General features: G+C 70.7%; 23 protein-coding genes and 1 pseudogene. 8 read left to right on the top strand and 16 right to left on the bottom strand.

From position 1 onward, the window contains the following. Window positions 1-21 precede the first annotated feature (21 nt). Window positions 22-558 (top strand): NUDIX hydrolase, encoded by a 537-nt coding sequence (locus P3T34_RS28085; protein ID WP_280668814.1) that lies wholly within the window; start codon window positions 22-24, stop codon window positions 556-558. 91 nt (window positions 559-649) lie between these two features. Here P3T34_RS28085 and P3T34_RS28080 read toward each other — a convergent pair whose 3' ends face one another. Then, a complete protein-coding gene (locus P3T34_RS28080; protein WP_280668813.1) occupies window positions 650-1579 on the bottom strand; it encodes a proline dehydrogenase family protein in 930 nt (309 codons plus the stop codon). Between the two features lie 184 nt (window positions 1580-1763). Then, window positions 1764-3392 carry an L-glutamate gamma-semialdehyde dehydrogenase gene (pruA, locus tag P3T34_RS28075; protein WP_280668812.1) on the bottom strand — a complete coding sequence of 543 codons (1629 nt, stop codon included), beginning with the start codon at window positions 3390-3392 and terminating at the stop codon, window positions 1764-1766. Between the two features lie 172 nt (window positions 3393-3564). Between pruA and P3T34_RS28070 the strand changes: the two genes are divergently transcribed. Continuing rightward, on the top strand, window positions 3565-5208 hold the full coding sequence (locus P3T34_RS28070; RefSeq protein ID WP_280668811.1) for a helix-turn-helix domain-containing protein: 1644 nt from the start codon (window positions 3565-3567) through the stop codon (window positions 5206-5208). Between the two features lie 168 nt (window positions 5209-5376). Here P3T34_RS28070 and P3T34_RS28065 read toward each other — a convergent pair whose 3' ends face one another. Further along, window positions 5377-6711, bottom strand: a complete 1335-nt coding sequence (locus tag P3T34_RS28065; RefSeq protein WP_280668810.1) for a hypothetical protein — start codon at window positions 6709-6711, stop codon at window positions 5377-5379. A gap of 211 nt (window positions 6712-6922) precedes the next feature. On the opposite strand from P3T34_RS28065, the gene P3T34_RS28060 reads away from it, so the two are divergent. Beyond that, window positions 6923-7366: a VOC family protein gene (locus P3T34_RS28060; RefSeq protein WP_280668809.1), complete on the top strand. Its 444-nt coding sequence runs from the start codon at window positions 6923-6925 to the stop codon at window positions 7364-7366. Window positions 7367-7437: 71 nt separating this feature from the next. Here P3T34_RS28060 and P3T34_RS28055 read toward each other — a convergent pair whose 3' ends face one another. Then, window positions 7438-9057 (bottom strand): hypothetical protein, encoded by a 1620-nt coding sequence (locus P3T34_RS28055; protein ID WP_280668808.1) that lies wholly within the window; start codon window positions 9055-9057, stop codon window positions 7438-7440. A 420-nt stretch (window positions 9058-9477) separates the two neighbouring features. On the opposite strand from P3T34_RS28055, the gene P3T34_RS28050 reads away from it, so the two are divergent. Beyond that, window positions 9478-10806, top strand: coding sequence for an MFS transporter (locus P3T34_RS28050; RefSeq protein ID WP_280668807.1), 1329 nt, complete (start codon window positions 9478-9480; stop codon window positions 10804-10806). Here P3T34_RS28050 and P3T34_RS28045 read toward each other — a convergent pair. The 9 genes and pseudogenes from P3T34_RS28045 to P3T34_RS28005 form a co-directional block, all read right to left on the bottom strand. Beyond that, a complete protein-coding gene (locus tag P3T34_RS28045; protein ID WP_280668806.1) occupies window positions 10803-11462 on the bottom strand; it encodes a Uma2 family endonuclease in 660 nt (219 codons plus the stop codon). The genes P3T34_RS28050 and P3T34_RS28045 overlap by 4 nt on opposite strands. Window positions 11463-11597: 135 nt before the next feature. Beyond that, entirely contained in the window at window positions 11598-11987 is a 390-nt protein-coding gene (locus P3T34_RS28040) for a metal-sulfur cluster assembly factor (RefSeq protein ID WP_280668805.1), read from the bottom strand. A 19-nt stretch (window positions 11988-12006) separates the two neighbouring features. Beyond that, the gene (sufU, locus tag P3T34_RS28035) at window positions 12007-12459 is read right to left on the bottom strand and encodes a Fe-S cluster assembly sulfur transfer protein SufU (protein ID WP_280668804.1); all 453 of its coding nucleotides are present in this window, start codon (window positions 12457-12459) and stop codon (window positions 12007-12009) included. A 15-nt stretch (window positions 12460-12474) separates the two neighbouring features. After that, window positions 12475-13722: a cysteine desulfurase gene (locus P3T34_RS28030; RefSeq protein ID WP_280672451.1), complete on the bottom strand. Its 1248-nt coding sequence runs from the start codon at window positions 13720-13722 to the stop codon at window positions 12475-12477. Between the two features lie 29 nt (window positions 13723-13751). Further along, window positions 13752-14516, bottom strand: a complete 765-nt coding sequence (gene sufC, locus P3T34_RS28025) for a Fe-S cluster assembly ATPase SufC (RefSeq protein WP_280668803.1) — start codon at window positions 14514-14516, stop codon at window positions 13752-13754. 6 nt (window positions 14517-14522) lie between these two features. After that, window positions 14523-14840 carry a bifunctional 3-phenylpropionate/cinnamic acid dioxygenase ferredoxin subunit gene (locus P3T34_RS28020; protein WP_280668802.1) on the bottom strand — a complete coding sequence of 106 codons (318 nt, stop codon included), beginning with the start codon at window positions 14838-14840 and terminating at the stop codon, window positions 14523-14525. Beyond that, window positions 14840-16072, bottom strand: coding sequence for a Fe-S cluster assembly protein SufD (sufD, locus tag P3T34_RS28015; protein ID WP_280668801.1), 1233 nt, complete (start codon window positions 16070-16072; stop codon window positions 14840-14842). The genes P3T34_RS28020 and sufD overlap by 1 nt, the downstream gene beginning before the upstream one ends. A gap of 54 nt (window positions 16073-16126) precedes the next feature. After that, window positions 16127-17543, bottom strand: a pseudogene (gene sufB / locus P3T34_RS28010) (Fe-S cluster assembly protein SufB). Beyond that, the gene (locus P3T34_RS28005; protein WP_280672450.1) at window positions 17540-18322 is read right to left on the bottom strand and encodes an ArsR family transcriptional regulator; all 783 of its coding nucleotides are present in this window, start codon (window positions 18320-18322) and stop codon (window positions 17540-17542) included. The pseudogene sufB and the gene P3T34_RS28005 overlap by 4 nt, the downstream one beginning before the upstream one ends. Window positions 18323-18560: 238 nt before the next feature. Here P3T34_RS28005 and P3T34_RS28000 point away from each other — a divergent pair, with 238 nt between their 5' ends. Together P3T34_RS28000 and P3T34_RS27995 are read left to right on the top strand one after the other, a co-directional pair. After that, the gene (locus P3T34_RS28000; protein WP_280668800.1) at window positions 18561-19490 is read left to right on the top strand and encodes an ABC transporter ATP-binding protein; all 930 of its coding nucleotides are present in this window, start codon (window positions 18561-18563) and stop codon (window positions 19488-19490) included. Then, window positions 19487-20260 carry an ABC transporter permease gene (locus P3T34_RS27995; protein WP_280668799.1) on the top strand — a complete coding sequence of 258 codons (774 nt, stop codon included), beginning with the start codon at window positions 19487-19489 and terminating at the stop codon, window positions 20258-20260. The genes P3T34_RS28000 and P3T34_RS27995 overlap by 4 nt, the downstream gene beginning before the upstream one ends. Window positions 20261-20344: 84 nt before the next feature. Here P3T34_RS27995 and P3T34_RS27990 read toward each other — a convergent pair whose 3' ends face one another. Then, window positions 20345-20902, bottom strand: coding sequence for a sortase-dependent protein (locus P3T34_RS27990; protein ID WP_280668798.1), 558 nt, complete (start codon window positions 20900-20902; stop codon window positions 20345-20347). Between the two features lie 1076 nt (window positions 20903-21978). Here P3T34_RS27990 and P3T34_RS27985 point away from each other — a divergent pair. After that, the gene (locus tag P3T34_RS27985) at window positions 21979-22209 is read left to right on the top strand and encodes a hypothetical protein (protein ID WP_280668797.1); all 231 of its coding nucleotides are present in this window, start codon (window positions 21979-21981) and stop codon (window positions 22207-22209) included. Window positions 22210-22314: 105 nt separating this feature from the next. Then, complete coding sequence (locus P3T34_RS27980) at window positions 22315-23292, top strand: COX15/CtaA family protein (protein ID WP_280668796.1); 978 nt, start codon at window positions 22315-22317, stop codon at window positions 23290-23292. 87 nt (window positions 23293-23379) lie between these two features. On the opposite strand, the gene P3T34_RS27975 is transcribed toward P3T34_RS27980, so the two are convergent. After that, window positions 23380-23718: a hypothetical protein gene (locus P3T34_RS27975; protein ID WP_280668795.1), complete on the bottom strand. Its 339-nt coding sequence runs from the start codon at window positions 23716-23718 to the stop codon at window positions 23380-23382. A gap of 125 nt (window positions 23719-23843) precedes the next feature. Next, window positions 23844-24785 (bottom strand): heme o synthase, encoded by a 942-nt coding sequence (locus P3T34_RS27970; RefSeq protein WP_280668794.1) that lies wholly within the window; start codon window positions 24783-24785, stop codon window positions 23844-23846. Window positions 24786-24934 lie beyond the last annotated feature (149 nt).

Genomic DNA, 24934 nt, shown 5'->3' with positions numbered 1-24934 from the left:
GTCGAAAGCGGGGAGCACAGCGTGTCGTCGGTGTGGAAGAACCTGAGCGAGCACACGGTTTATGAGAACCCGTGGCTGCGGGTCAACCTGGCCGACGTCGAGCTACCCAACGGTCGCCATCTCGATCACTACGTGCTCCGGCAGCGGCCCGTCGCTCTCGCCACCGCCGTCAACGCGAACAACGAGGCGCTGCTGATCTGGCGGCACCGCTTCATCACCAACTCGTGGGGCTGGGAACTAGCGGCCGGAGTCGTGGAAGACGGCGAGAGCCTGGAGGCTGCCGCCAGCCGAGAAATGCTGGAGGAAACCGGCTGGCGCCCAGGCCCACTCCAGCACTTGCTCACCGTCGAGCCATCCAACGGGCTCGCGGACGGCCTGCACCACGTCTACTGGTCGGAGAGCGCCGAGTACGTCGGTCTGCCGGAGGACGACTTCGAGTCCGACCGCCGCGAATGGGTACCGCTCAGCACCATTCCAGAGCTGCTGGCCAAGGGCGAGGTACGAAGCGCGAATGCCGTGGCCGCGCTGCTCATGCTGCACCACCTGACCCGAGCCTGACGGCTGACGGCTGACGACTGACGACTGACGGCAGGAGAAGCGCCTGTGGCGGAGCCGAGATCGGCTCCGCCACAGGCGATATGACGTACCGTCAGCCCCGCGTCGCCATCGCGCGGAGGAAGAACGTCAGGTTGGCCGGGCGCTCCGCCAGGCGGCGCATGAAGTAGCCGTACCACTCCTGGCCGTACGGGAGGTACACGCGCATCGCGTTGCCGGCCTCGGCCAGGCGCAGCTGCTCCTCGGGGCGGATGCCGAAGAGCATCTGGTACTCGAAGCTGTCGGCCTTGCGGCCGTTCCACTCGGCCAGCTGGCCGGCGATCTTGATCATGTTCGGGTCGTGCGAGGCGATCATCGGGTAACCGTCGCCCGCCATCAGCACCTTGAGCGCCCGGACGTACGCGAGGTCGACGTCGCGCTTGCCCTGGAAGGCCACCGACTCGGGCTCCTTGTACGCGCCCTTGCACAGCCGCACCCGCGAACCGGCGGACGCGAACTCGGCGCAGTCGGCCTCGGTGCGCCGCAGGTAGGCCTGCAGCACGACGCCCAGCCACGGGAAGTCCGCGCGCAGCTCACGGGCGATCGCGAGGGTGGAGTCGGTGGTGGTGTGGTCCTCCATGTCCAGGGTGACCGTGGTGCCCGCGTCGGCGGCCGCGGCGCAGATCCGCCGGGCGTTCTCCAGCGCGATCTTCTCGCCGTCCACCGGCAGGAACTGGCCGACGGCCGAGAGCTTGACCGAGACCTCGGCGTTGGCGGCGAGCCCGGTGTCCTTGAGCGCGGCGAGCAGGTGCTCGTACGCCTCGGCAGTGCCGGCGGCCTGGGCCGCGTCCTTGGTGTCCTCGCCGAGGTGGTCGAGGGTGACCTTGCGGCCGGTGGCGACCAGCTCGTCGCAGGCGGTCACTGCGTCGTCGAGCAGCTCGCCCGCGACGAAGCGCTCGACTATCGCGTGGGTCGGCGGGAACTTCTCCACGAGGGTGCGCACCTGCGGGGAGCGGGAGGCGGCGAGGAGGGCGGAACGGAGCATCGGTACTCCTGGATGCGGATCATGCGGGCGTGGGGGGAAGAGAAGGGCGGCGGGACAGCCAACGAGGGTGTCGCGCACAGCGCGTCCCCAGAAGGGTGGCGGCGGGCGACGGGAGGGCTGCCCCGCCGGGATGCCCGGTCAGTGCCGACCGGGTGGTTCAACCGGGTGGTTCAACGGGCGAGGGTCAGCCCATGTGCGGGTAGCGGTAGTCCGTCGGCGGGACGAACGTCTCCTTGACCGACCGCGTCGAGCTCCAGCGCGCCAGGTTCTGCTTGGCGCCGGCCTTGTCGTTGGTCCCCGAGGCCCGGCCGCCGCCGAAGGGCTGCTGGCCGACGACCGCGCCGGTGGGCTTGTCGTTGATGTAGAAGTTGCCGGCCGCGAAGCGCAGCTTGTGCATCGCGTCCTGGGCGGCGGCGCGGTCCTGGGAGATGATCGCGCCGGTCAGGCCATAGGAGGAGACCGACTCCATCTGCGCGAGCATCTCGTCGTACTTCTCGTCCTCGTAGACGTAGACCGCGAGGATCGGGCCGAAGTACTCGTCCCGGAAGTACTCGGACGCCGGGTCCGAGCAGACCAGCACGGTCGGACGGACGAAGTAGCCCACCGAGTCGTCGTACGTGCCGCCGGCCAGCACCTCGACCGACGGGTCGGCCTGGGCGCGGTCGATGGCGGCCTTGTTCTTGGCGAAGGAGCGGTCGTCGATGACGGCGCTCATGAAGTTCGCCAGGTCGTTGACGTCGCCCATGGTCAGGCCCTCGACCTCGGCCTGGAACTCGTCCTTCAGGCCGGCCCAGATCGACGCCGGGACGTAGGCGCGCGACAGCGCCGAGCACTTCTGGCCCTGGAACTCGAAGGCACCGCGGGTCATCGCGGTCTTCAGCACGGCCGGGTCGGCGGACGGGTGGGCGACCAGGAAGTCCTTGCCGCCGGTCTCGCCGACGATCCGCGGGTAGCTGCGGTAGCCGGCGATGTTGTTGCCGACCTCGCGCCACAGGTGCTGGAAGGTCGGGGTCGAGCCGGTGAAGTGGATGCCGGCCAGCGCGGGGTGCTTCAGCGCGACCTCGGAGACGGCCAGGCCGTCGCCGGTCACCATGTTGATGACGCCCTTGGGCAGGCCGGCCTCCTCCAGCAGCTCCATCAGCAGGTGCGCGGAGAACTGCTGGGTGGGGGACGGCTTCCAGAGCACCACGTTGCCCATCAGGGCGGGCGCGGTGGGCAGGTTGCCGGCAATCGCGGTGAAGTTGAACGGCGTGATCGCGTAGACGAAGCCCTCCAGCGGGCGGTGGTCGCTGCGGTTCCACACGCCGTCGGAGGAGATCGGCTGCTCGGCGATGATCTGCCGGGCGAAGTGCACGTTGAAGCGCAGGAAGTCGATCAGCTCGCAGGAGGAGTCGATCTCGGCCTGCTGCGCGGTCTTGGACTGGCCGAGCATGGTGGCGGCGGCCAGCGTCTCGCGCCAGGGGCCGGCCAGCAGGTCGGCGGCCTTGAGGAAGATCGCGGCGCGCGAGTCGAAGGAGAGCGCCTGCCAGGCCGGAGCGGCGGCCAGGGCAGCGTCAATGGCGTCCTGCGCGTCGGCCTGGGTGGCGTTGCGCAGGGTACCGAGCCGAGCCGCGTGGTTGTGCGGCTGGACGACATGGATCTCGGCGCCGGCGCCCATGCGCCGCTCGCCGTTGATCGTCATGGTCAGCTGGACGGGCTCCTGGCCCCCCAGCTCCTTCAGCTTGGCCTCCAGGCGGGCCCGTTCCGGGCTGCCGGGGGCGTAGCTGTGGACCGGCTCGTTCACCGGCGCGGGGACCTGGGTTACAGCATCCATGAGCGCGCGCTCTCCTTCGAGTCGTGGGGGGATCAGGCCGAAGTGGGTCGCACGCCGGCTGCAGGGTCACGTTATGCCGCGCGACCGGTCCACTTGGTTGGCCAGGCGGCTAAAGTCATCCCAACGGCGTTGTCCAAGCGCACGAACAGGTCCCCGGCGAACAGGTCTTCAGGTGTCCGAGCCATCCGAGCCGTCCCCCGCCGGCCTCCCGCTGCGTCAGCTGCTGATGTCGCTCGGCGAACCGCTGGTCGAACTGCAGGCCGCGCCCGCCGGTCTTGACGTCCTGGTGCGCGACGTCGCGATCCTGGACCCCGAGGATCCGGCCACCGCCGCCCCCGGTGAGCTGGTGCTCGCGATCGGCGCCCGCGGCCGCGCCGCGCTGCCCGCGCTGCGCGCAGCCGGACGGGCCAGGGCGGCCGCCGTCGCCGTCAAGTTGGACGCCCCCGGCCAGGCCGACGCGCTGCGCGAGGCGGCCACCGAGGCCGGGGTGGCGCTGCTCTCGGTACGCCGGGAGACCCGCTGGGAGCACCTGGACGCGCTGGCCCGCGCGGTGATCGGCGGCCCGGACGCACCGGACACCGCCGAACACAACGTCGGCGACCTCTTCTCGCTCGCCCAGACGACCGCCGTGCTGACCGGCGGGATCGTCTCCATCGAGGACACCTCCAGCCGGGTACTGGCCTACTCACGCTCCTCGGACAGCGACGAGGTGGACGACCTGCGCCGGCTCTCCATCCTCGGCTGGCAGGGCCCCGAGCCCTACCTCTCCAAGCTCCGCGAGTGGGGCATCTTCCAGCATCTGCGCAGCTCGGACAGCGTGATCGCGGTCGAACCGCACCCCGAACTGGGCCTGCGCCGACGCCTGGCGATCGGCATCCGGGCGGGCGCGCAGCCGCTGGGGACGATCTGGGTGCAGGAGGGCGCGCAGCCGCTGGCCCCGCTGGCCGAGCAGGCGCTGGTCGGCGCGGCCCGGGTGGCGGCGGGTCAACTGGTGCGCCGGCGCCGGGAGCTGTCGGCGGACGTCCGGCTCACCCGGACCCTGCTGACCGGCCTGCTGGAGGGCAGCACCGGGCCGCAGTCGCTCGCCACCCACCTGGGCCTTGACCCGCACCGGCCGGCCACCGTGCTGGCGTACTCGGCGCAGGGCTCGGACGTCACCCGGGCCGAGGTGACCGGCCTGATCTCGGTGCACACCGCCGCCCGCCACCGCGGCGCGCTGCTCGCCCCGATCGACGCCCGGATCTACGTGCTGCTGCCCGAGCTGCCGGCAGGGCTGCCGATGACCACCGTGCGGGACTGGGCGCAGGAGGTGGTGGACGCTGCCCGCGACCACCTCGGCGTGGTGCTGCGGGCCGCGATCGGCAGCACCGTACCGGGGCTGGGCGCCGTGCCCGGCTCACGCGCGCAGGCGGACCGGATCCTGGACGCGATGGGACGCGGCGGGGTGGTGCCCGAGGTCGCCGCACTGATCGACGTTCAGGCGGAGGTGCTGGTCAGCGAGGTACTGGCGCTGCTCCAGGAGCGTCCGGCGCTGCGCGATCCGCGGCTGGCCGCGCTCTCGGCGTACGACCTGCGGCACGGCACCCGGCTGGCCGAGTCGGTGCTGGCCTGGCTGGACGCGCTGGGCGAGGTGCGGGTGGCGGCGCAGTCCCTGCACATCCACCCGAACACGCTGCGCTACCGGGTCCGGCGGGCCGAGCAGCTCACCGGCATCGACCTGGCCCAGCCGCAGCAGCGGCTCCTGGCGATGCTGCAACTGCGGCTGCCACCCGAGCCGGACGGCCCGCACGCCGGCCCGCACGCCGGCAACGGCTAGGGCGTGTCTGACAATTCGCGGCGGATCAGCGCGCGGCGTTGGGCGCCCGGCTGGGCGTGCCGGCGGAGCGCCCTCGTACTGGGTCGTACTTGGGTGCTTCGCCGGTGCGTCCAGGCGGGATGCCCAGCGTCGCGCGCCCGGCGGGAATTGTCAGACACGCCCTAGCGCTCAGCGCGCCCGCTCCCGGCGCCACTGCTCCCAGGCGTACAGCCAGGCCTGCTCGGCCAGACTCGCCTTCTCCTGCTCGACCTCCCAGTCCAGCCCGCTCCCACCGGTCAGCGCCGCCAGCGGGTCGTCCTCCGGCGACAGACCGGGCAGACCGGGCAGGTCGGGCAGCACCGGCAGGTCAGCCAGGTCAGGCAGGTCGGCCAGGTCGGGCAGGTCGGCCAGCGCGACGGAACGGGACGGGTCCGGCCCGCCGTCCCCGGTGCAGCCGGCCCACAGCAGCTCCCAGGCGCGCTGGGCGGGCAGGCTGGGCACCTGGCTGGCGAACGCCGTGTAGCGGACCACCTCCTCCACCGCCGCGCACCCGTCCGCGGTGCCGACCGCCCAGTCGGTCTGCTCGGCCAGCCTGGTCAGGTGGTTGACCATCGCGGTCACCGCGGCGTCCGCCTCCTCCCGGGTCTCCGAGGCGAGCCGCATCTGCTGGCGGACGGCGGCCTCCCAGCGCTGGAAGCGGTCCTCACCGCGCAGCCGGCGCGGCAGCCGTACCGGGCGCCGGGCCTGGAGTTGGGCCCGCACCGCGACCGCGTGCTCCACGCTGTAGGCGACGATCGCGCGGTGCGCGTCCAGGCCGGTGGCGTTCAGCCCGATCTGCTCGGTCGCGGCCTCCCGGCCGGCCCGGCGCAGCGCCAGCGCGCGCAACAGCTCGGTGCGGCCCAGCACATAGCGGCCGAAGTCCTCGACCCGGGTCAACTCGACACCGCCCGGCGGCACTCCGCGCCCGCAGACCGTGACGGTGATGCCGTGCACCCGCAGCCGGCCGGACCAGACGGCCTGCGAGTCCTCGCCCGGCGCGGTCTCGGCCCGGCGCTCCTCGTGGATCTGGACGGCGGTCGGCTCGCCCTCCACGGTGATCCACTCGCGCAGCGCGCGGACCCGCCCGGGGACCTCCCCCTCGTCCACCCCGATCTGCTCGTAGATCCGGTCGCGCTCGTCCTCGACCACATCCTCCAGCTCCGGCAGCGGGTGGCTGCGCTCGGCGCCGGGCCGGTAGGTCCGCACGGTGACGTACGGTCCGTCCAGCGAACTCCAGTCGCCGGAGCGCAGTTCGACCCAGCTGAGCTCGCCGTTGTGGGTTTCGTACGCGCTCAGCGCATCGCTGTCCACGGGGGGCTCGCGATCCTGGTCGCGCGCCGGGGCGGTACCGCGCGCGCCGTTTCCGGAGCGGTCCACACCGAACACCGGGAAGTCGGCCTCCTCCAGGATCCGGCGACAGCGGCCCTCTTGGTCGTCGAAGAAGTCCTCAGGCTCCGCGGTCCAACCCCCGCTGCTGAATCTCATCCTCTGCCGCACCCCCGGGTCACACCGTCGTCGGTCGGCGGCCGGCGGGGCGGGGAAGCCCGGGCGCGCCGGACCGCGTCCGACCCACGATACGTGGGCCGGACCTGCAGAGCCATCAGCTTCCCTCGTACGGTTGGCAGATCGTCGGTCCACGCCCCGACACGGGCCCGCCAGACCTAGGGTTGTCGGCGCCGCTACCTACGCTGCAGCCATGACCACAGACCACGGGGTACCCGCCCGGATCAGCATCGTCACCCTCGGGGTGGCCGACGTGGCGCTCAGCGCCGAGTTCTACACCGCGCTCGGCTGGCAGCGATCGACGGCCTCCAGCCCGGAGATCGTCTGGTTCCGCACCGCCGACTCGGTGCTCGGCCTGTTCGGCGTGGACGACCTCGCCGCCGACGCCGGCATCCCTCCCACCGGTGAGCCGTCGTTCCGCGGGGTGACCCTCGCGATCAACCTGGAATCCCGCGAGTTGGTGGACACGGCGCTCAAGACGGCGGTGGCGGCCGGTGCTTCGGTGGTCAAGCCGCCGGCGGAGACCTCCTGGGGCGGCTACTCCGGCTACTTCGAGGACTTGGACGGCCACCTGTGGGAGCTGGCCCACAACCCGTTCTTCCCCTTCACCGAGGCCGGCCAACTCGACCTGCCGTAGCCCTGGCGAGCCCCGGGCCGGGCGGGCGCGGCCCCGCGCCGCCGGCCCGCCCGCCCGTAACCGCGCTGCTCCTACTGCTTCGAGCGCGCCTTGAACGCCGCCTTGCGGGCCTCCTTGGCCACCTGGCGGTCCAGGTGCAGCTCGCCGACCGCCTCCAGGACGTCCGCGGTGTACGGGTGGTCCACCCGCCACAGCTCGCCGAAGAAGCTCGCCGGGTTGTCCGTCACCGGCAGGCCGCCGATCAGCTCGCGCAGCAGCTCCGCATCGCCCTCGCCGTCCAGCAGCTGGGCGGCGAAGGTGTCGACCATGGTCCAGAGCACCATCTGACGCTCGGGCGCCTGGATGTCCGTGTGCCCCTGCGCGACCAGCCAGGCGCGGGCTCCGCCGCCGAGCTCCGGGTCGTCCAGCACCTCGCGGACGGCCGGCTCGGCCGGGCTGCCCAGCTCGGTCAGCGCCAGCTGGCAGAGCATCCGGCGCAGCGGGCCGATCCGGTCGCGGCCGCGCGCCGCGTCCAGCAGCTCACGGGCGGCGGCCAGCGGCTCGCGCTCCGCCAGCCAGACCCTGATCTCCTGCTCGGGCAGCACATTGGCGGCCTCGGCGATGCCCTGCAGCAGCGCGGCCGCGTCGCCCTGGGCGAGCTCGCCGACCAGCGGCGCGTCGTACCCCTCCTCCAGCAGCCACTGGCGGATGCCGTACTGGCCGAGCGGGGTCAGCCGGACCAGGCCGAAGCGGGCCGCCTCGTCGTCGTCCAGCGGCTCCGAGGGGTCGGGCAGCTCCGCGCCGCCCTCCTCGTCCTCGTCGAACAGCTCGGGATCGATCGGCTGGTAGTCCAACATCCCGATCTCGGCCAGGTCGGCCAGCATCGGGTCCAGGGCGACCATCACATCGGTGATGTCACCGAGCATGTCCTCGTCCGGCTCCTCGCCGTCCGGCACCACAAGGAGTGCGGCCAGCACGCCCAGCGGCACGGTCTCCTGGCCGGGCTCAGCGAACGCGGTGGTCTCGTAGAGCACCTGCAGAGCCTCGTCGAGCAGCTCGGCGGCCTCCTCCTGGACCTCCTCGTACTGGGCCAGCAGCTCCTCGGCCCGCTCGTCGTCGGCGTCCTCACCGGCGTCCGGCTCGGCGTCCAGCGGCTCGATCTCGACGGCCAGCTCGGCGACCACGTCGGCGGCGGTCAGCCAGAGCTCCAGCACGGACTCGGGGTCGCCGGCCTCGACCGGCGCCAGCTCGTCGCTGGGCGCGGCGAAGCGGACACCCTCCTCGGTGGTGGCGACCAGCAGCAGCTCCAGGTCGCTGGCGAGCGACCAGGCTCGCATCGCCTCCAGGACGTCCTCCTCGGCGACCTCGCCCTCGGCCGGGGCCAGGCCCAGGAACCGGGCGGCGGCCTCCCGGTCGGCGTCCAGCAGGTCGCCGAGCTCGTCGACCCGGCGCTCGGGCGCGCTCCAGCGGGCCAGCCGGACGGCGCGCTGGATCAGCGGCACGGCGAGGGCGGCGGCGGCGAGCTCGGCCTCGGGCAGCAGCCGCACCGGCGGGACCAGGACGGCGGCGTCGTCCAGGTCCTCCTCGTCCGAACCGTGGGCCCCGTACAGGTCGGCCAGATCGAAGTCCGCGGGCAGCAGGCTCTCAGCCGGCAGCGCGCCCGCTCCGGTCGCCGACGGGTTGTCAGTGTTCTTGCGGCGTCGTCCGGCCATGATGGCGCGATCTCCTAGCGAAGATAAGCGAGATGAGCGTGATAAGCGGTGCTGTTGGTGCTGTTGAGCGGTGCTGCTGAGCGGTGCTGTTGAGCAGTGGTGGAGAGCGGCGTGGAGAGCCGGGTGGAGGGCTGTCCGCACTGCGATCAGCGTATCGGCCGCGGGCCCGCGGACGCCCATCCTGCAGGGGGCGCGCGCCACTCGTGCGCGCCCTGTGCGCACCACCACGTATCCTTCCTCTCGGCCCCGCTCACCACACCGCGGACGCCGATCCGGGCACCTTTGCCCAACTCAGCCAGCACACCTGCCCCACCTCGGACTCCTCCCGCACGCCACGGCCACCACCCCTGCGCCACCGGACGGGCATGTCGACGCACCCCGTCGGCCCGAGGCGGTGCCCGGCCACAGGAGACCCCTGCCATGGCGGACCTCTCCCCTGCCGGTTCCGGCCTGCCCACAGCGCAGTCGCCCGGTACCCGGCTCTCGGAGGCCCTGCACACCCTGGAGCTCGCCCCGCGAACCCAGCTCCAGCTCGCCGCACTCAGCCGCTGGAACGCGATGCGCGGCATCCGCGTCGGCCTCTGTGCCGCCGCCCTGCTCCTGCTCCTGATCGGGGCCAACCTCGCCACCCCGGTCTACCCGCTGCTCCAGCAGAGCCTGGGCCTGACCGCGTTCGACACCACGCTGCTCTTCACCGTGTACGTCTTCGCGCTGGTGCCGGTGCTGGCCGCGGTCGGCCACTGGTCCGACCTGCTCGGCCGCCGGGCGCTGATCCTGCCCGCCGTCGGGCTCGCGGCCAGCGGCGACGCGATCTTCGCCACCGCCAACAGCTTCGGCCAGCTGGCCGCAGGTCGCGCCGTCCAGGGCATAGCCGTCGCGCTGGCCACCGGCGCCGCCGGTGCCGCGCTGGGCGACCTGCTGCCGGACCGGCCCACCCTGGCCGCCAAACTCACGCTGGCCTGCTCGGCGGGCGGGGTCGCGCTCGGCCCGGTGGTCGGCGCCGCGCTGGCGAACGGGGCGCACCCGCTGCTGACGCCGTTCCTGGCACATGCCGTCGCCCTGCTGGTGCTCTGCGTGCCGCTCGCCCTGGTGCACCCGCGGATGCCCGGCGCCCGGCGCCCGGCCAGCGCGCCGCCCCGGGTCACCGCGCCCGTCCACCTGCGCCCGCGCCGCCTGGCGCTACCCGCCCAGGGACGCCGGGAGTTCCTGCTCGCGGCCGGCGCCGGCTTCATCTCGTACGCGGTCTTCGGCGTCTACCTCAGCCTGGCCCCGGCCTTCTCCGCCGGCCTGCTGCACACCCACTCCCGGATGGTCGGCGCCGTCGTCGCCGCCCTGCTGCTGGGCTCCTCGGCCGCCGCACAGCTGCTGGTCCCGCCCACCCGGGACCGCCGGATGGTCGCCCTGGGCATGACCGGCCTGGCGCTCGGGCTGGCCCTGGTCGTCATCGCGCAGTACGCCCACCTGCCGACCCTGCTCTTCGCCGGCAGCGTCATCGGCGGCGCCTGCCAGGGCGTGGCGTTCCGCTCGCTCTTCACCACTGCCGTCGCCGCGATGGACCCGGCCCGCCGCAGCAGCGAGATGAGCGCCCTGTGGGTGATCGTCTACATGGGCAGCTCGCTCCCCATCGTCGCCGTCGGCGCCCTGTCGCGGACGTACGGCCTGCTCCCAGCGGTCAGCGGCTTCGCACTGCTGGCGGCGACAGGCTGCCTGGCCCTGGCGGGCGCGGTGCTGCGCCGCGGGCGGAGCTAGTCGGACCAGGGGCGCCAGAGCTCGGTGGGGATCTCGATCCCGAACGGCTCCGGCAACGCTACGACGTCGCCGAACTTCCAGGCGCTGAGCGTCCGGTAGGTACCGGCCAGGTGGTCCGGCTCACCGAACAGGGTGACGCCGGGCCGCCCCGGGTCCCGGTCCACCAGCAGGTAGTAGGGAACCCGAGCGCGCGCGTAGCCGCTCCACTTGGTGGCCTGCTGACGACGACCGAAGACCGGCCCGCGGTCGTTCTGAGCGTTGGACTTCGAGGTCACCTCGACGACCAGCTCAACCTGATCGGGCCTGAGGAACCTCAGGCCTTCGGACCAGCCCCGGGCCTCGACATCGGCGTGGAAGACCAGCAGGTCGGGGATGTAGCCGTCGCCGATCTCGACCAAGTCGAGCCCGAGCACCTGCATGGTCCGCCACGGGAACACTGGGTCCACGAACCCCCGGCCGTCGATCGCTCGCTGAATGGTCGCGACGATCCCGCCATGTGGAAACCCCGGCGCGGGTGACACAACGAACTCCCCTCCGACCACCTCGACCCGCGTACCGTCGTCCGGGAGCCGCAGGTAGTCGGCGAGCTCACCCCGGGCCCACATGGCGTACGGCGAGTCGGGCAGTGTCCACTGTCCGAAAGCAACCACAGACATCTCGGCACTCCTTCCACGGTCGCGGGTCCAGCATGGCTCAGGGTAGGCGCATACACCGCTGCCGCGTGGATCATTCCCCCCAAGGGGTGATCCACGCGGCAGCGGTGTTGACGACTCGACTCAGACGGACTCAGCTCAGACGTTGAAGCCCAGCGCGCGCAGCTGGTCGCGGCCGTCGTCGGTGATCTTGTCCGGGCCCCACGGCGGCATCCAGACCCAGTTGATCCGCAGATCCTGGACCAGGCCCTCGGTGGCGGTCTTCGCCTGGTCCTCGATCACGTCGGTCAGCGGGCAGGCCGCCGAGGTGAGGGTCATGTCGATGGTCGCCACGTCGGTCTCGTCGATGTGGATGCCGTAGATCAGGCCCAGGTTGACCACGTCGATGCCCAACTCGGGGTCGACGACGTCCATCAGGGCCTCGGTGAGGTCCTCGACGGAGACGGTGCCTGCCGTGGTGCCGACGATGACCGTCGGCCCCTCGGACGCGACGGCCGGCGTTCCGGCGTCGGTTTCGGTGTCGCTCATGGGTGGGTTCCTCTTGGTTTCAGTCGTTGACGGCCGGCTGGCCGGCCAGCGCCTTGGCGGTGGCGTCCTTCCAGGCCATCCAGCTCAGCAGCGCGCACTTGACCCGGGCCGGGTACTTGGAGACGCCGGCGAACGCGACGGCGTCCTCCAGCAGTTCCTCGTCGCCCTCGCCCTGGCCCTTGCTCTGCATCAGCTCCAGGAAGGCCTGCTGGATGGCCTGCGCGTCGCCGACCGTGCGGCCCACCACCAGCTCGTTCAGCACCGAGGCGCTGGCCTGGCTGATCGAGCAGCCCTGCGACTCGTAGCTGATGTCGGCGACCACGGCGCCGTCCAGCCGCACCCGCAGGGTGATCTCGTCCCCGCAGGTGGGGTTGACGTGGTGCACCTCCGCGTCACCGTCCCGCAGCCCCTTGCCGTGGGGGTTGCGGTAGTGGTCCAGGATGATCTCCTGGTACATGGAGTCGAGCTTCATGCTTCAGGCACCGCCTCAGCCGAAGAAGTTGCGGACGTGGTGCAGGCCGTCGACCAGCTGGTCGACCTCGCCCGGCGTCGAGTACAGGTAGAACGACGCTCGCGTGGTCGCCGGAATTCCGTACCGCAGGCAGACCGGCCGCGCGCAGTGGTGGCCGACGCGCACCGCGATGCCCTGCTCGTCGAGCACCTGGCCGACGTCGTGCGGGTGGATGTCGCCCAGCACGAAGGAGATCGCCGCGCCGCGGTCGACGGCCGTGCGCGGGCCGATGATCCGCAGGTCGGGGACCTCCTGCAGGCGGTTCACCGCGTACTCGGTGATCGCGTGCTCGTGCGCGGCGATCTTCGCCATGCCGATGTTGGAGAGGTAGTCGATGGCCGCTCCCAGCCCGACCGCCTGGGCGATCGGCGGGGTGCCGGCCTCGAACTTGTGCGGCGCGGGGGCGTAGGTGGACGAGCCCATCGTGACGGTCTCGATCATCTCGCCACCGCCCAGGAACGGCGGGAGGTCCTCCAGCAGCTCCTGGCGGCCCCAGAGCACGCCGATGCCGGTCGGGGCCAGCATCTTGTGCCCGGTGAAGGCGACGAAGTCGGCCTCCAGCGCCTGCACGTCCATCACCATGTGCGGAGCGGCCTGCGAGGCGTCGATCAGCACCAGCGCGCCGACGTCCTGGGCGCGCCGGACGATCGTCTCGACCGGGTTGATCGTGCCCAGCAGGTTGGAGACCAGCGTGAAGGAGACGATCTTCGTCTTCTCGGTGATCAGCTCGTTGATGTTGGAGAGGTCGAGCCGGCCCTCGTCGGTCAGGCCGAACCACTTCAGCTTCGCCCCGGTGCGCTGCGAGAGCAGCTGCCACGGGACGATGTTGGAGTGGTGCTCCATCTCGGTGATGACGATCTCGGCGTCGGCGTCCACCCGGTACGGCTCGTCGGCCCAACCGAGCATGTTGGCAACGAGGTTGAGCGACTCCGAGGCGTTCTTGGTGAAGATCACCTCGTCCCGGCTCGGCGCGTTGATGAACGCCGCGACCTTGTCCCGGGCACCCTCGTAGAGCGCCGTGGCCTCCTCGGCCAGGACGTGGACGCCACGGTGCACATTGGCGTTGTGCTGCTCGTAGTACGCGTTCAGCGCCTCCAGCACCTGACGGGGCTTCTGCGAGGTCGCCGCGTTGTCCAGGTAGACCAGGGGCTTGCCGTCGTGCAGCACGCGCTGCAGGATCGGGAAGTCCTTGCGGATCGCGTCGGTGTCCAGGAGACCGGTCAGCGCGGTGAACGCCGAGCCAGAAGTGGTTGTCACTCGGAAGCGCCGCCCTTCACGTAAGACTCGTAGCCCTCGTTCTCCAGCTTGTCGGCGAGCTCGGCGCCGCCGGACTCGACGATCCGACCGGCCGAGAACACGTGCACGTAGTCGGGCTTGATGTACTTCAGGATGCGGGTGTAGTGGGTCACCAGCAGGGTGCCGACCTCGCCGGTCGAGGCGACCCGGTTGATGCCCTCGGAGACCTGGCGCAGCGCGTCGACGTCCAGGCCCGAGTCGGTCTCGTCGAGGATCGCGATCTTCGGCTTGAGCAGCTCCAGCTGGAGGATCTCGTGGCGCTTCTTCTCGCCGCCGGAGAAGCCCTCGTTCACGTTGCGCTCGGCGAAGGCCGGGTCCATGTGCAGGGCGGCCATGGCCTCCTTGACCTCCTTGACCCAGAGCCGCAGCTTGGGGGCCTCGCCACGCACGGCCGTGGCCGCGGTGCGCAGGAAGTTGGAGACCGAGACGCCGGGGACCTCGACCGGGTACTGCATGGCCAGGAAGACGCCGGCGCGGGCCCGCTCGTCCACGGTCATCGCGAGCACGTCCTCGCCGTCCAGCAGCACCTGGCCGCCGGTGACGTTGTACTTCGGGTGGCCGGCCAGCGAGTAGGCCAGGGTCGACTTGCCGGAGCCGTTGGGGCCCATGATGGCGTGCGTCTCGCCCTGCTTGACGGTCAGGTCGACGCCGCGCAGGATCTCGCGGGGGCCGCCCTCGGCGTTGACGGAGACGTGCAGGTCACGGATTTCAAGCGTTGCCATGGGGACTCAGGACTCCTGGGTGACGGAGACGAGCACATCGTCCCCTTCGATCTTTACGGGGTAAACGGGGACCGGCCGGGTGGCGGGCAGTCCCGACGGCTTGCCGGTCCGCAGGTCGAAGCTGGAGCCGTGCAGCCAGCACTCGATCATGCAGTCCTCGACCTCGCCCTCGGAGAGCGAAACGTTCGCGTGCGAGCAGATGTCGTTGATCGCGAACACCTCCCCCTCGGTGCGGACGAGTGAGACCGGCACCCCGTCGAGCTCGACGCGCTTGGGGGTGTCCTCGGCAAGGTCGCTCAGCGAGCAGACGCGCAGGAATGCCATCAGACGTTGGCTTCCAGCTCGGCTTCGATCTTCTCCATCAGGTGGTCGACCAGCTCGGGGACACCGATCTGCTGGACCAGCTCGGCGAAGAAGCCGCGCACCACCAGGCGCCGCGCCTCGTCCTGCGGGATGCCGCGGGACTGCAGGTAGAAGAGCTGCTCGTCGTCGAAGCGGCCGGTCGCCGAGGCGTGGCCGGCGCCGACGATCTCGCCGGTCTCGATCTCCAGGTTCGGGATCGAGTCGACCCGGGCGCCGTCGGTGAGCACCAGGTTGCGGTTGTGCTCGTAGGTGTCGGTGCCCTCGGCGGCGGCGCGGATCAGCACGTCGCCGACCCAGACCGCGTGCGCGTCCTTGCCCTGCAGGGCGCCCTTGTAGACCACGTTGGACCGGCAGTGCGGCGTGTCGTGGTCGATCACCAGGCGGTGCTCCAGGTGCTGCCCGGCGTCCGCGAAGTAGAGGCCGAAGAGCTCGGCCTCGCCGCCGGGCGCCGCGTAGGTGACCCGCGGGTGGATCCGGACCAGGTCGCCGCCGAAGGTGACGACCACGGACTTGAGCGAGGCGTCCCGGCCGACCAGCGCGGTCTGCTGGACGGCGTGCACCGCGTCGCGCTCCCAGTCCTGGATCGAGACGAAGGTCAGCTTCGCGCCGTCGCCGACCAGCAGCTCGACGTTGGCGGCGCGGGCGCCGGTGCCGGTGTGGTTGATCACCACGACGGCCTCGGCGAACGGCTTCACGTCGATGACCACGTGCGCGAAGCGGGTGCCGCCCTCGCCGTGCACGTCCACCTTGACCGGCTCGGTGAGCACGGCGTCCTGCGGGACGGTCACGACCAGCGCCTGCTGGAAGGAGCTGTACGCCTGCGCGGCGACCCGGTCGACCGGCTTGCCGGCCTTGCCGAGCCGGGCGTCCTCGCGGCCCACGGTCTCGGCCGTGACGCCGTCGGGCAGGCTGAGCTCGACCTTGTCCTCGCCCGTGGCGTGCTCGGCGGCGCTGCCGTCGTGCAGGCCGGCGAGGCGGTGCAGCGGGGTGAACCGCCAGTCCTCCTCGCGGCCGGTGGGCACCGGGAAGTCGTTCACGTCGTACGAGGGCTTGACCGCGACGCGGGCGTCGATCGGCTGCGTGACGGCGGCGCGGCCGGTGCCGGGACCGGCCAGCTGGGCGCCCGCTCCGGCGGTGCCTACCTCGATCGAACCGGCGGTCGTGGAGCCGGTGGGGGTGTTGACGTCAGCCATGGCTGTCGTAGTGCTCTCTTCCTAAAGTTCTGGACTGGACTACGTGCGGCTGGGTCAGCCGACGGAGCCCTCCATCTGCAGCTCGATCAGCCGGTTGAGCTCCAGCGCGTACTCCATCGGCAGCTCGCGCGCGATCGGCTCGACGAAACCGCGGACGATCATCGCCATGGCCTCGAACTCGGTCATGCCGCGGCTCATCAGGTAGAAGAGCTGGTCCTCGCTGACCTTGGACACCGTCGCCTCGTGGCCCATCGACACGTCGTCCTCGCGGACGTCGACGTACGGGTAGGTGTCCGAGCGGGAGATGGTGTCGACCAGCAGCGCGTCGCAGAGCACGTTGGACTTGGCGCCCTTGGAGCCCTCGCCGATCTCGATCAGACCGCGGTAGGAGGTGCGGCCACCGCCTCGGGCCACCGACTTGGAGACGATGTTGGAGGAGGTGTTCGGCGCCATGTGCACCATCTTGGCGCCGGCGTCCTGGTGCTGGCCCTCGCCCGCGAAGGCGATCGACAGGGTCTCGCCCTTGGCGTGCTCGCCCATCAGGTAGACGGCCGGGTACTTCATGGTGACCTTGGAACCGATGTTGCCGTCGATCCACTCCATGGTCGCGCCCTCGTACGCCACGGCGCGCTTGGTGACCAGGTTGTAGACGTTGTTCGACCAGTTCTGGATCGTCGTGTAGCGGCAGCGGCCGCCCTTCTTGACGATGATCTCGACCACGGCGCTGTGCAGCGAGTCCGAGGAGTAGATCGGCGCGGTGCAGCCCTCGACGTAGTGGACGTAGGCGTCCTCGTCGACGATGATCAGCGTCCGCTCGAACTGGCCCATGTTCTCGGTGTTGATCCGGAAGTAGGCCTGCAGCGGGATCTCGACGTGCACGCCCTTCGGCACGTAGATGAACGACCCGCCCGACCACACGGCCGTGTTCAGCGAGGCGAACTTGTTGTCGCCGACCGGGATCACGGTGCCGAAGTACTCGTGGAAGATCTCCGGGTGCTCCCTTGAGCGCGGTGTCCGTGTCCATGAAGATCACGCCCTGAGCCTCGAGCTCGGCGTTGATCTGGTGGTAGACCACCTCGGACTCGTACTGCGCCGCGACACCGGCGACCAGCCGCTGCTTCTCGGCCTCCGGGATGCCCAGCTTGTCGTACGTCGCCTTGATGTCGGCGGGCAGGTCCTCCCAGGACTCGGCCTGCTTCTCGGTGGAGCGCACGAAGTACTTGATGTTGTCGAAGTCGATGCCGGAGAGGTCGGAACCCCAGGTCGGCATGGGCTTCTTGCCGAACAGCTTCAGGCCCTTGAGGCGCAGGTTGAGCATCCACTCCGACTCGGACTTCTTCGCCGAGATGTCGCGGACGACCTCCTCGCTGAGGCCTCGCTTGGCCACCGAGCCGGCCGCGTCAGGGTCGGACCAGCCGTACTCGTAGGTGCCCAGACCGTCGAGCTCCGGGTGGGAAACGGTGTCAGTCATGCGGGGTTCCTCCGCGCGGACGTAGTCGGTGGATCAATGGACGTCGTACCGGCAGTCGGCGCTGCATCGGAATCCGGCCGCGGGGCGGCGGACGACGATGCGGCACCGGATGCCGGCACATAGGTGGTACAGACCCCGTCGCCGTGGGCGATGGTGGCCAGCCGTTGCACATGGGTGCCCAGGATCTGGGAGAAGACCTCGGTCTCCGCCTCGCAGAGCTGCGGGAACTGCTCGGCGATGTGCGCGACCGGGCAGTGGTGCTGGCAGAGCTGGGCGCCGGCCGGTGCCTTGGCGGCGCCGGCGGACGGGACACGCCGCACAGTTGCAGCGTACCCGTCGGCACTCAGCGCCTCGGCAAGCGCCTCGGTACGCTGACCGGCCGCGGCCTGCTCCAGCGCACTCCGGTACCGCTGGCCCTGCTTGGCGAAACGGGCCCGCGCGAACGCGGCGACCGCCTCGTCACCCGCCTCGCCGCCACCGACCGCCTCGGCGATCCAGTGCAGCGCGTCGGCGGCGAGCTGGTCGTACGCCTGGTAGAAGGCGTCCCGGCCGGACTCGGTCAGGGCGAACACCTTGGCCGGGCGACCCCGGCCCCGGCTGCCGTAGACCCGCTGCTCACGGGAGTCGACCAGGCCGGCGGCCAGCAGGCCGTCCAGATGGCGACGGATCGCCGTGGCCGTCAGCCCGAGGCGGCTGGCCAGGTCGGCGGTGGAGGAGGGACCGTGGTCCAGGATGGAGCGGGCGACCCGGTCACGGGTGGCCCGATGGCCGTCCAGCATCACCTCTGCCGACGTCGCGGGCACCGGAAAGCCGGGGGCCGTCTCGGCCTCCAGCTCCTGCGGCTGCTCGCGCATGTTTTTCACAACACCATTGTTGCTTAATTCCTTCTACGGCGACAAGCCGTGATGCACGCCTCAACGGTGGCCTCAGTCACTCAGGCAAGCCTTACCTGAGCTGCGAAAACGATCAGCGGAGCCACGTCCGGGGCCACTGCGAGCGCCTCTTAGACTCGCCGGTATGCAGAGTGAACCCCCCGCCGTCGAAGTGGCCGGCCTGGTCAAGCGGTACGGCTCCAAGACGGCGGTGGACGGCCTCGACCTGTCCATCGCCCGCGGGACCGTCACCGCCGTGCTCGGCCCCAACGGCGCCGGCAAGACCACCACCATCGAGACCTGCGAGGGCTACCGCCGCCCGGACGCCGGCACGGTGCGGGTGCTCGGCCTCGACCCGGCCGCCGACTCCCGGCAGCTGCGGCCGCGGATCGGCGTGATGCTGCAGGCCGGTGGCGTGTACGCCGGAGCGCGCGCCGTCGAAATGCTCCAGCACACCGCCAAGCTGCACGCCGACCCGCTCGACGTGGACACCCTGGTCGAGCGCCTCGGCCTCGGCTCCTGCGGCCGCACCACCTACCGCCGGCTCTCCGGCGGCCAGCAGCAGCGCCTCGCGCTGGCGATGGCCGTGGTCGGCCGCCCCGAACTGGTCTTCCTGGACGAGCCGACGGCCGGCCTGGACCCGCAGGCCCGGCACGCCACCTGGGAGTTGGTCCGCGACCTGCGCCGGGACGGCGTCACCGTCGTGGTGACCACCCACTACATGGACGAGGCCGAGCAGCTCGCCGACGCCGTCGCCATCGTCAACCGCGGCAAGGTGATCGCCGCCGGCAGCCCCGAGCAGCTCTGCCGGGGCGGCGCCGAGAGCAGCCTGCACTTCGCCGGCCCGCCCGGCCTGGACCTCGGCTCGCTGACCAAGGTGCTCCCCGACGGCGCGGCGGCCGTCGAACTCGCCCCCGGCTCCTACCGGATCGAGGCGCCGATGGACCCGCGACTGGTCGCCACCGTCACCACCTGGTGCGCCGACGCCGGCGTGCTGCCCGAGAAGCTGACGGTGCAACGGCGCAGCCTCGAAGACGTCTTCCTCGAACTGACCGGACGGGAGCTGCGCTCGTGACCACCCCAGGCACCTACACCCCCGCCCCCGGGGGCGCCCCGATCGGGCGGATGCTGCTGGCGCAGACCGCCTTCGAGACGAAGATGCTGCTGCGCAACGGCGAGCAGCTGCTGCTGACCGTGGTCATCCCGACCGTGCTGCTGGTGCTCTTCAGCGCCGTCGACGTGGTGTCGGTGACCGGCCCCGGCAAGCGCGTCGACTTCCTGGCCCCCGGCCTGCTGGCGCTCGCGGTGATGTCCACCGCCTTCACCGGCCAGGCCATCGCCACCGGCTTCGAGCGCCGCTACGGCGTGCTCAAGCGGCTGGGCGCCAGCCCGCTGCCGCGCTGGGCGCTGCTCACCGCGAAGACCGGCTGCGTGCTGGTCACCGAAGCCCTCCAGGTGGCGCTGCTCTCGGTGATCGCGCTGGCGCTCGGCTGGTCGCCGCACGGCAACCCGCTGGCGGTGGCCGCGCTGCTGATCCTCGGCACCGCCGCGTTCTCCGGCCTCGGCCTGCTGATGGCCGGCACGCTGCGCGCCGAGGCCACGCTGGCCGGCGCCAACCTGGTCTTCATCCTGCTGCTGCTGGCCGGCGGCGTGATCGTGCCGTTGGAGAAGTTCCCCTCCGCCGTCCGCGGCGCGCTGGAGCTGCTGCCGATCAGCGCACTCTCCGACGGGCTGCGCTCGGTGCTGCAGAACGGCGCCGGGGTGCCCTGGTCCGACCTCGCCACCCTCGCCGTCTGGGCCGTCCTCGGCCTGGCCGCGGCAGCCCGTTTCTTCCGCTGGGAGTAACCCGCCCCCGCACAACGGCCGGTGGCCCGGTCCGACTGATCAGTGTGATCAGTCGGACCGGGCCACCGGCATTCTGTCGCGGCGTCAGTGGCGGCCGGCGCGGCGACGGCTCATGAAGACCAGCCCACCGCCGAGGACGACGACAGCGCCGCCGACCCCGGCGATCAGCCCGGCGTCGCTACCACCACCGGTGAAGGCGAGCGACGGCCCAGTGGCACTCGGCTTCGGCGCGGGGGTGGTGGGCTTCGGCGCCGGCGTGGTCGGCTTCGCCGACGTGGGCGCGGGGGTGGACGGCGTCGGAGTCGGGGTGGGGGTCGGCGTGGGAGTCGGCGTCGGCGTGGGAGTCGGCGTGACGCAGTTCGTGGGAGGAGTCGCAGGGAAGTGGCCACTCCACCCGTTCGTCCCCTTGGGGTCGTCCGTGGTGAGGACATCCAGAACCGCCGACGGCGGCGTCTGGTTCGCCGCCAGCGGGAAGACCTGGTGGAAGGTCGTCTTGAAGGACTGGTGGTCGACCAGAACCTTCCCGCCGATGGTCACAGTGACCGTATTCGTGGCGTCCGCGCTGTAGTCGGTGAGGTCGACCGTGACCGCGGTGCAGGTCTCATTGATCGTGGGGTGGTGCGCCGACGCGCTACCAGCCAAGGCACCCGTGGCGACCACAGCCAACGCCGCCGCCCCAACAAACGTGCGTGCCGATATCAGCCGCTGTCGCGCCATACTGAAGATCCTTCCGAACGAGACGGTGCAGCACGGCCGTTGGATGATCCGTAAGCGACCGGCTACAGCTGGTGGGGGGACTCTACCGGCAACCGCGCAGGCTTCCCCCCTGAATGAACGGCCTGATTACACCTGGCGGTTCAGCCCCCAGCGTGCTCGCAGCGCCCACCAGCCTCCCCACCTCCCATGACGTGCACTTTGCCCCCACACATCGCCCCCCTCACATCGCGCTGAACACTCGAGCCTCCCGACGATCACCAATGATCATCAGAGCTCCGAAGCGCCTCACTTGACAGGTAGCCAGGCCCCCACCCACGCACCGGCTGGTAGTCGCCCCACGATCGGCTCCCACGGCTCGTTGCAGACCGCTCACGACACACCCACTACAGACTGACCACGGGAGACGGTCCCAGCGGCGGGCGGTCGAAAAGCGGCCCCCACCCGTCCTTGTATGTGACGACGCCATTCTTGAAGCAGAATCGGTAGATCGTTCCATCAATAGTCGCCACATCATCCTCGTAGTAGACGCAACTATCCGACGGCACTGGGGGCACTGGCGGGTTGTTGATCTCAGGATCTGCGAGCGAGGCCCCGAACTGCGCAGTGAGCGCCTGCCGTGAGTCACCCCGCCTGACTGCCAGATACTGATTCTCGGAGATAACTCCCTCGCCTTTGGAATCATCCAAGTAGACGACTGAGCGAAGATCCAGCAGCCCTGCGCAAGACCTGCGCCAGTGTCGATCACCGTCTCCGACAGCGCAAGAGCTGCATCCCTACGGGTTGACCAGCAACCCCTACGGCGGGACGAAGACGCAGCATCCATTCGACTGACGCGACTGGATCCATCCGGCATTGAACAGACCGCCAGGGCAGCGTACGATGCGCCGAAGGCCGTGGAGAGATCGTTCGATATTCATCCAGGCCGGACACAGAAAAGGCGTCCATCGGTGAGCGGACCATCTACGTATTCCATTGTCACTATGCTGACATTCTCGCTCCCGATGACGCTGTTCATCGCCTGGATCGGACTGGTGGCACTCTTCGATTTCCGTGGAGCAAGAAAGCGATTCATCCACCCGGAAAAGACCTACGAAGAATTCGTAGACGAGCGCCCCTCCAGGAAGATCTTTCTGATGCTTTTCGGAACATTCTTCCTGGTGGGCGGGACGCTCGGGGGCTTCGGACTGATCCTTGTCCTCATTGAACAGGCCATCGGCTGGCTGAACTCCTGACGAGGAGCAGGGAGTCAGGGTGTCAGAGGCCCGCCCGGAGTCGGGTGCCGCGCGCCAGGTTGCCCCCGGCGCAAGATCGGGAAGGGGGCAACCTAGGATGAATCCGTGCGTACCCCCTTCTCCCTGCTCGCCGAACGCTGGCACCCATCCGCCGCTCTTGTGCGACGGGCCGCGCTGAGCGCGGTGGTGATGAGCGTCGTCATCGTGGTCACCGGCGGCGCGGTCCGGCTGACCGGCTCCGGGCTCGGCTGCGACACCTGGCCGACCTGTACGCCGCAGAGCCTCACGCCGACGCCGGCGATGGGCTTGCACGGCATCATCGAGTTCACCAACCGGATGCTGACCTACGTGCTGTGCGCGGCGGTCGGCTGGACGATCCTGGCGGCGCGCTGCGCGACGCCTTGGCGCCGGAGCCTGACCCGGATGGGCTGGGCGCAGTTCTGGGTGGTGATGAGCAACGCGGTGCTCGGTGGCATCACCGTGCTGACCGGGCTCAACCCGTACCTCGTGGCCGCGCACCTGATCGCGGCGATGGCCCTGGTCTGGATCGCGGTGGTGACCTGGGAGCGCGCCAAGGAGGGTGACGGACCGGTGCGCCCGGCGGTCGCCCGGCCGCTGACCCAACTCGCGTACGTGCTGGTCGGCGTGACCGGTCTGCTGGTGGCGGCGGGGACGCTGGTGACCGGCGCGGGCCACCACCCGGGCGACTCCAGCGACGTGCCGCGGATCGCGCTCAACTACGACCGACTGGCGCAGCTGCACGCCGACTTCGCGTTCATCACGATCGGCCTGTCGCTGGCGGTGATCTTCGTGCTGGCCGCGGTCAAGGCACCGGCGGCCGCGCGGGCCCGGTCGCACGAGCTGTTCGTCGTCCTGCTCGCGCAGGGCGTGCTCGGCTTCGTGCAGTACTTCACGGACGTCCCGGAGCTGCTGGTCGGCGTGCACATGCTGGGCGCCTCGCTGACCTGGATCGCCGCCGTGCGGATCCCGCTGGCCCTGCGCACCCGCGGCGACGGCCTGGATTCGGACGAGCCGCCGGCCGCCCTGCCCGCTCAGACCCCGCAGCAGGTCGCGGCGGTCTGAGCCACCCGTACCGGCATACCGGCAGACGAGAGCGGCCCTGTTCCGAGGAACAGGGCCGCTCTCGTACGTCCAGGTCCAGGGACGCTGTCAGCCGCCGAGCTGGATGCCCGCCATCCGCTTCCACTCGTACGGGCCGGTGCGCACCTTGAGGCCGAGCTCGCCCTCGAAGGAGTCGTGCAGGGTCAGGCCGGCCAGCTCGGCGGCCCGACGGCCGACGGCGTAGCTGGGCGCCACCTGGTCGCCCCAGGCGCCGTCCGCGCCGACCAGGACGATCCGGGTGGCCACCGCGCCGACGTACTCCACGACGCCGTCGGCGCTGCCGCCGTGCTGCTTGGCGAAGGAGGTCAGGTGCTTGGCGATGCGCTTGGCACGGCGCTCGGCGCGGGCGTCCGGCGCGGTGGGGGCGAGGGTCTCTGCGCTGCTCATGAACGGCATGCTACCCACGAGTAGCGGGGTCGGCGACGCCAGGGGCGTGTGCCCCGGACCACATCGCCGACCCCGCGCGAAAGAACGAAAGGACGAGAGGAGGAAAGGAGGAAAGGACGGGATGCCTACCGCAGGAAGGGATCCACCGCGATGACCACCATCAGCAGCGTCAGATAGGTGATCGACCAGTGGAACAGCCGCATCTCCTTGAGCGCCGCGCCCACCACACCACTCTTGGCGCGGGACAGCAGCCCGTGCGCCTCCCTGAGCCAGACCGCGCCGAGCAGCACCGCCGCGACGGGGTAGAGCCAGCTGGTGTGCGCCAGCGGCCACAGCGTCAGCGAGACCGCGACCATCACCCAGGAGTAGGCGACGATCTGACGGGCCACCGCGAGGTTGCCGGCGGTGACCGGCAGCATCGGGATGCCGGCCTTCGCATAGTCGTCGCGGACCTTCATCGACAGCGGCCAGTAGTGCGCCGGGGTCCAGAAGAAGATCACCAGGAAGAGCACGAACGGCGCCCGGCTCAGCGAGTCGGTGACCGCCGCCCAGCCGACCAGCACCGGCATGCAGCCGGCGATGCCGCCCCAGACGATGTTCTGCGCGGTCCGCCGCTTCAGGCCCAGCGTGTACACGAAGACATAGAAGAGGTAACCCGCCAGCGCCAGCCCGGCGGAGAGCCAGTTGACCAGCAGCCCCAGCCACAGCGTCGAGGCGACGCCCAGCGCGATGCCGAAGACCACCGCCTCGCGCGGCGCGACCATCCCGGTCACCAGCGGCCGGCGCTCGGTGCGCGACATGACGGCGTCGATGTCACGGTCGATGTACATGTTGAGGGCGTTGGCGCCACCCGCGGAGAGGTAGCCGCCGATCACCACGTAGAGCACCAGCAACAGGTTTGGGACGCCGCGCTGTGCCAGGAACATCACCGGAACAGTGCTCATCAGCAGCAGCTCGATGATCCGAGGCTTGGTCAGTGCGACAAATGCCCCGACACGGGCCCCGAACGGCCGGTGCGCGGGGGTCGTCCCGAGGACCCCGGCGGGGCGGGAATCAACGGCGGTCACGAACACCCCAACTGAAGATGAATCTTCGCAGCCGCCAACGGCTCGATTGCTCGTGAATCCGTTCACGCTGCGCGTACCACGCCACCTTAGACGGTGCATATCTCCCGATCCGCCCCGGGGTCCACTGACGGGGCCAGGCCGCACACCCG

It is taken from the genome of Kitasatospora sp. MAP12-44 (genome assembly GCF_029892095.1).
In the GTDB taxonomy this organism is placed as follows: domain Bacteria; phylum Actinomycetota; class Actinomycetes; order Streptomycetales; family Streptomycetaceae; genus Kitasatospora.
Note: the sequence above shows the minus strand (reverse complement) of the source record. Positions and strands in the feature narration are given on the sequence as shown.

Bases quoted from the DNA above. Each gene is read 5' to 3' on its own strand.
- P3T34_RS28080 (WP_280668813.1), bottom strand. From the start codon at position 1,579: ATGCTCCGTTCCGCCCTCCTCGCCGCCTCCCGCTCCCCGCAGGTGCGC.
- pruA (WP_280668812.1), bottom strand. From the start codon at position 3,392: ATGGATGCTGTAACCCAGGTCCCCGCGCCGGTGAACGAGCCGGTCCAC.
- P3T34_RS28065 (WP_280668810.1), bottom strand. From the start codon at position 6,711: ATGAGATTCAGCAGCGGGGGTTGGACCGCGGAGCCTGAGGACTTCTTC.
- P3T34_RS28060 (WP_280668809.1), top strand. From the start codon at position 6,923: ATGACCACAGACCACGGGGTACCCGCCCGGATCAGCATCGTCACCCTC.
- P3T34_RS28055 (WP_280668808.1), bottom strand. From the start codon at position 9,057: ATGGCCGGACGACGCCGCAAGAACACTGACAACCCGTCGGCGACCGGA.
- P3T34_RS28050 (WP_280668807.1), top strand. From the start codon at position 9,478: ATGGCGGACCTCTCCCCTGCCGGTTCCGGCCTGCCCACAGCGCAGTCG.
- P3T34_RS28045 (WP_280668806.1), bottom strand. From the start codon at position 11,462: ATGTCTGTGGTTGCTTTCGGACAGTGGACACTGCCCGACTCGCCGTAC.
- P3T34_RS28040 (WP_280668805.1), bottom strand. From the start codon at position 11,987: ATGAGCGACACCGAAACCGACGCCGGAACGCCGGCCGTCGCGTCCGAG.
- sufU (WP_280668804.1), bottom strand. From the start codon at position 12,459: ATGAAGCTCGACTCCATGTACCAGGAGATCATCCTGGACCACTACCGC.
- sufC (WP_280668803.1), bottom strand. From the start codon at position 14,516: ATGGCAACGCTTGAAATCCGTGACCTGCACGTCTCCGTCAACGCCGAG.
- P3T34_RS28020 (WP_280668802.1), bottom strand. From the start codon at position 14,840: ATGGCATTCCTGCGCGTCTGCTCGCTGAGCGACCTTGCCGAGGACACC.
- sufD (WP_280668801.1), bottom strand. From the start codon at position 16,072: ATGGCTGACGTCAACACCCCCACCGGCTCCACGACCGCCGGTTCGATC.
- P3T34_RS28005 (WP_280672450.1), bottom strand. From the start codon at position 18,322: ATGCTGGACGGCCATCGGGCCACCCGTGACCGGGTCGCCCGCTCCATC.
- P3T34_RS28000 (WP_280668800.1), top strand. From the start codon at position 18,561: ATGCAGAGTGAACCCCCCGCCGTCGAAGTGGCCGGCCTGGTCAAGCGG.
- P3T34_RS27985 (WP_280668797.1), top strand. From the start codon at position 21,979: ATGACGCTGTTCATCGCCTGGATCGGACTGGTGGCACTCTTCGATTTC.
- P3T34_RS27975 (WP_280668795.1), bottom strand. From the start codon at position 23,718: ATGAGCAGCGCAGAGACCCTCGCCCCCACCGCGCCGGACGCCCGCGCC.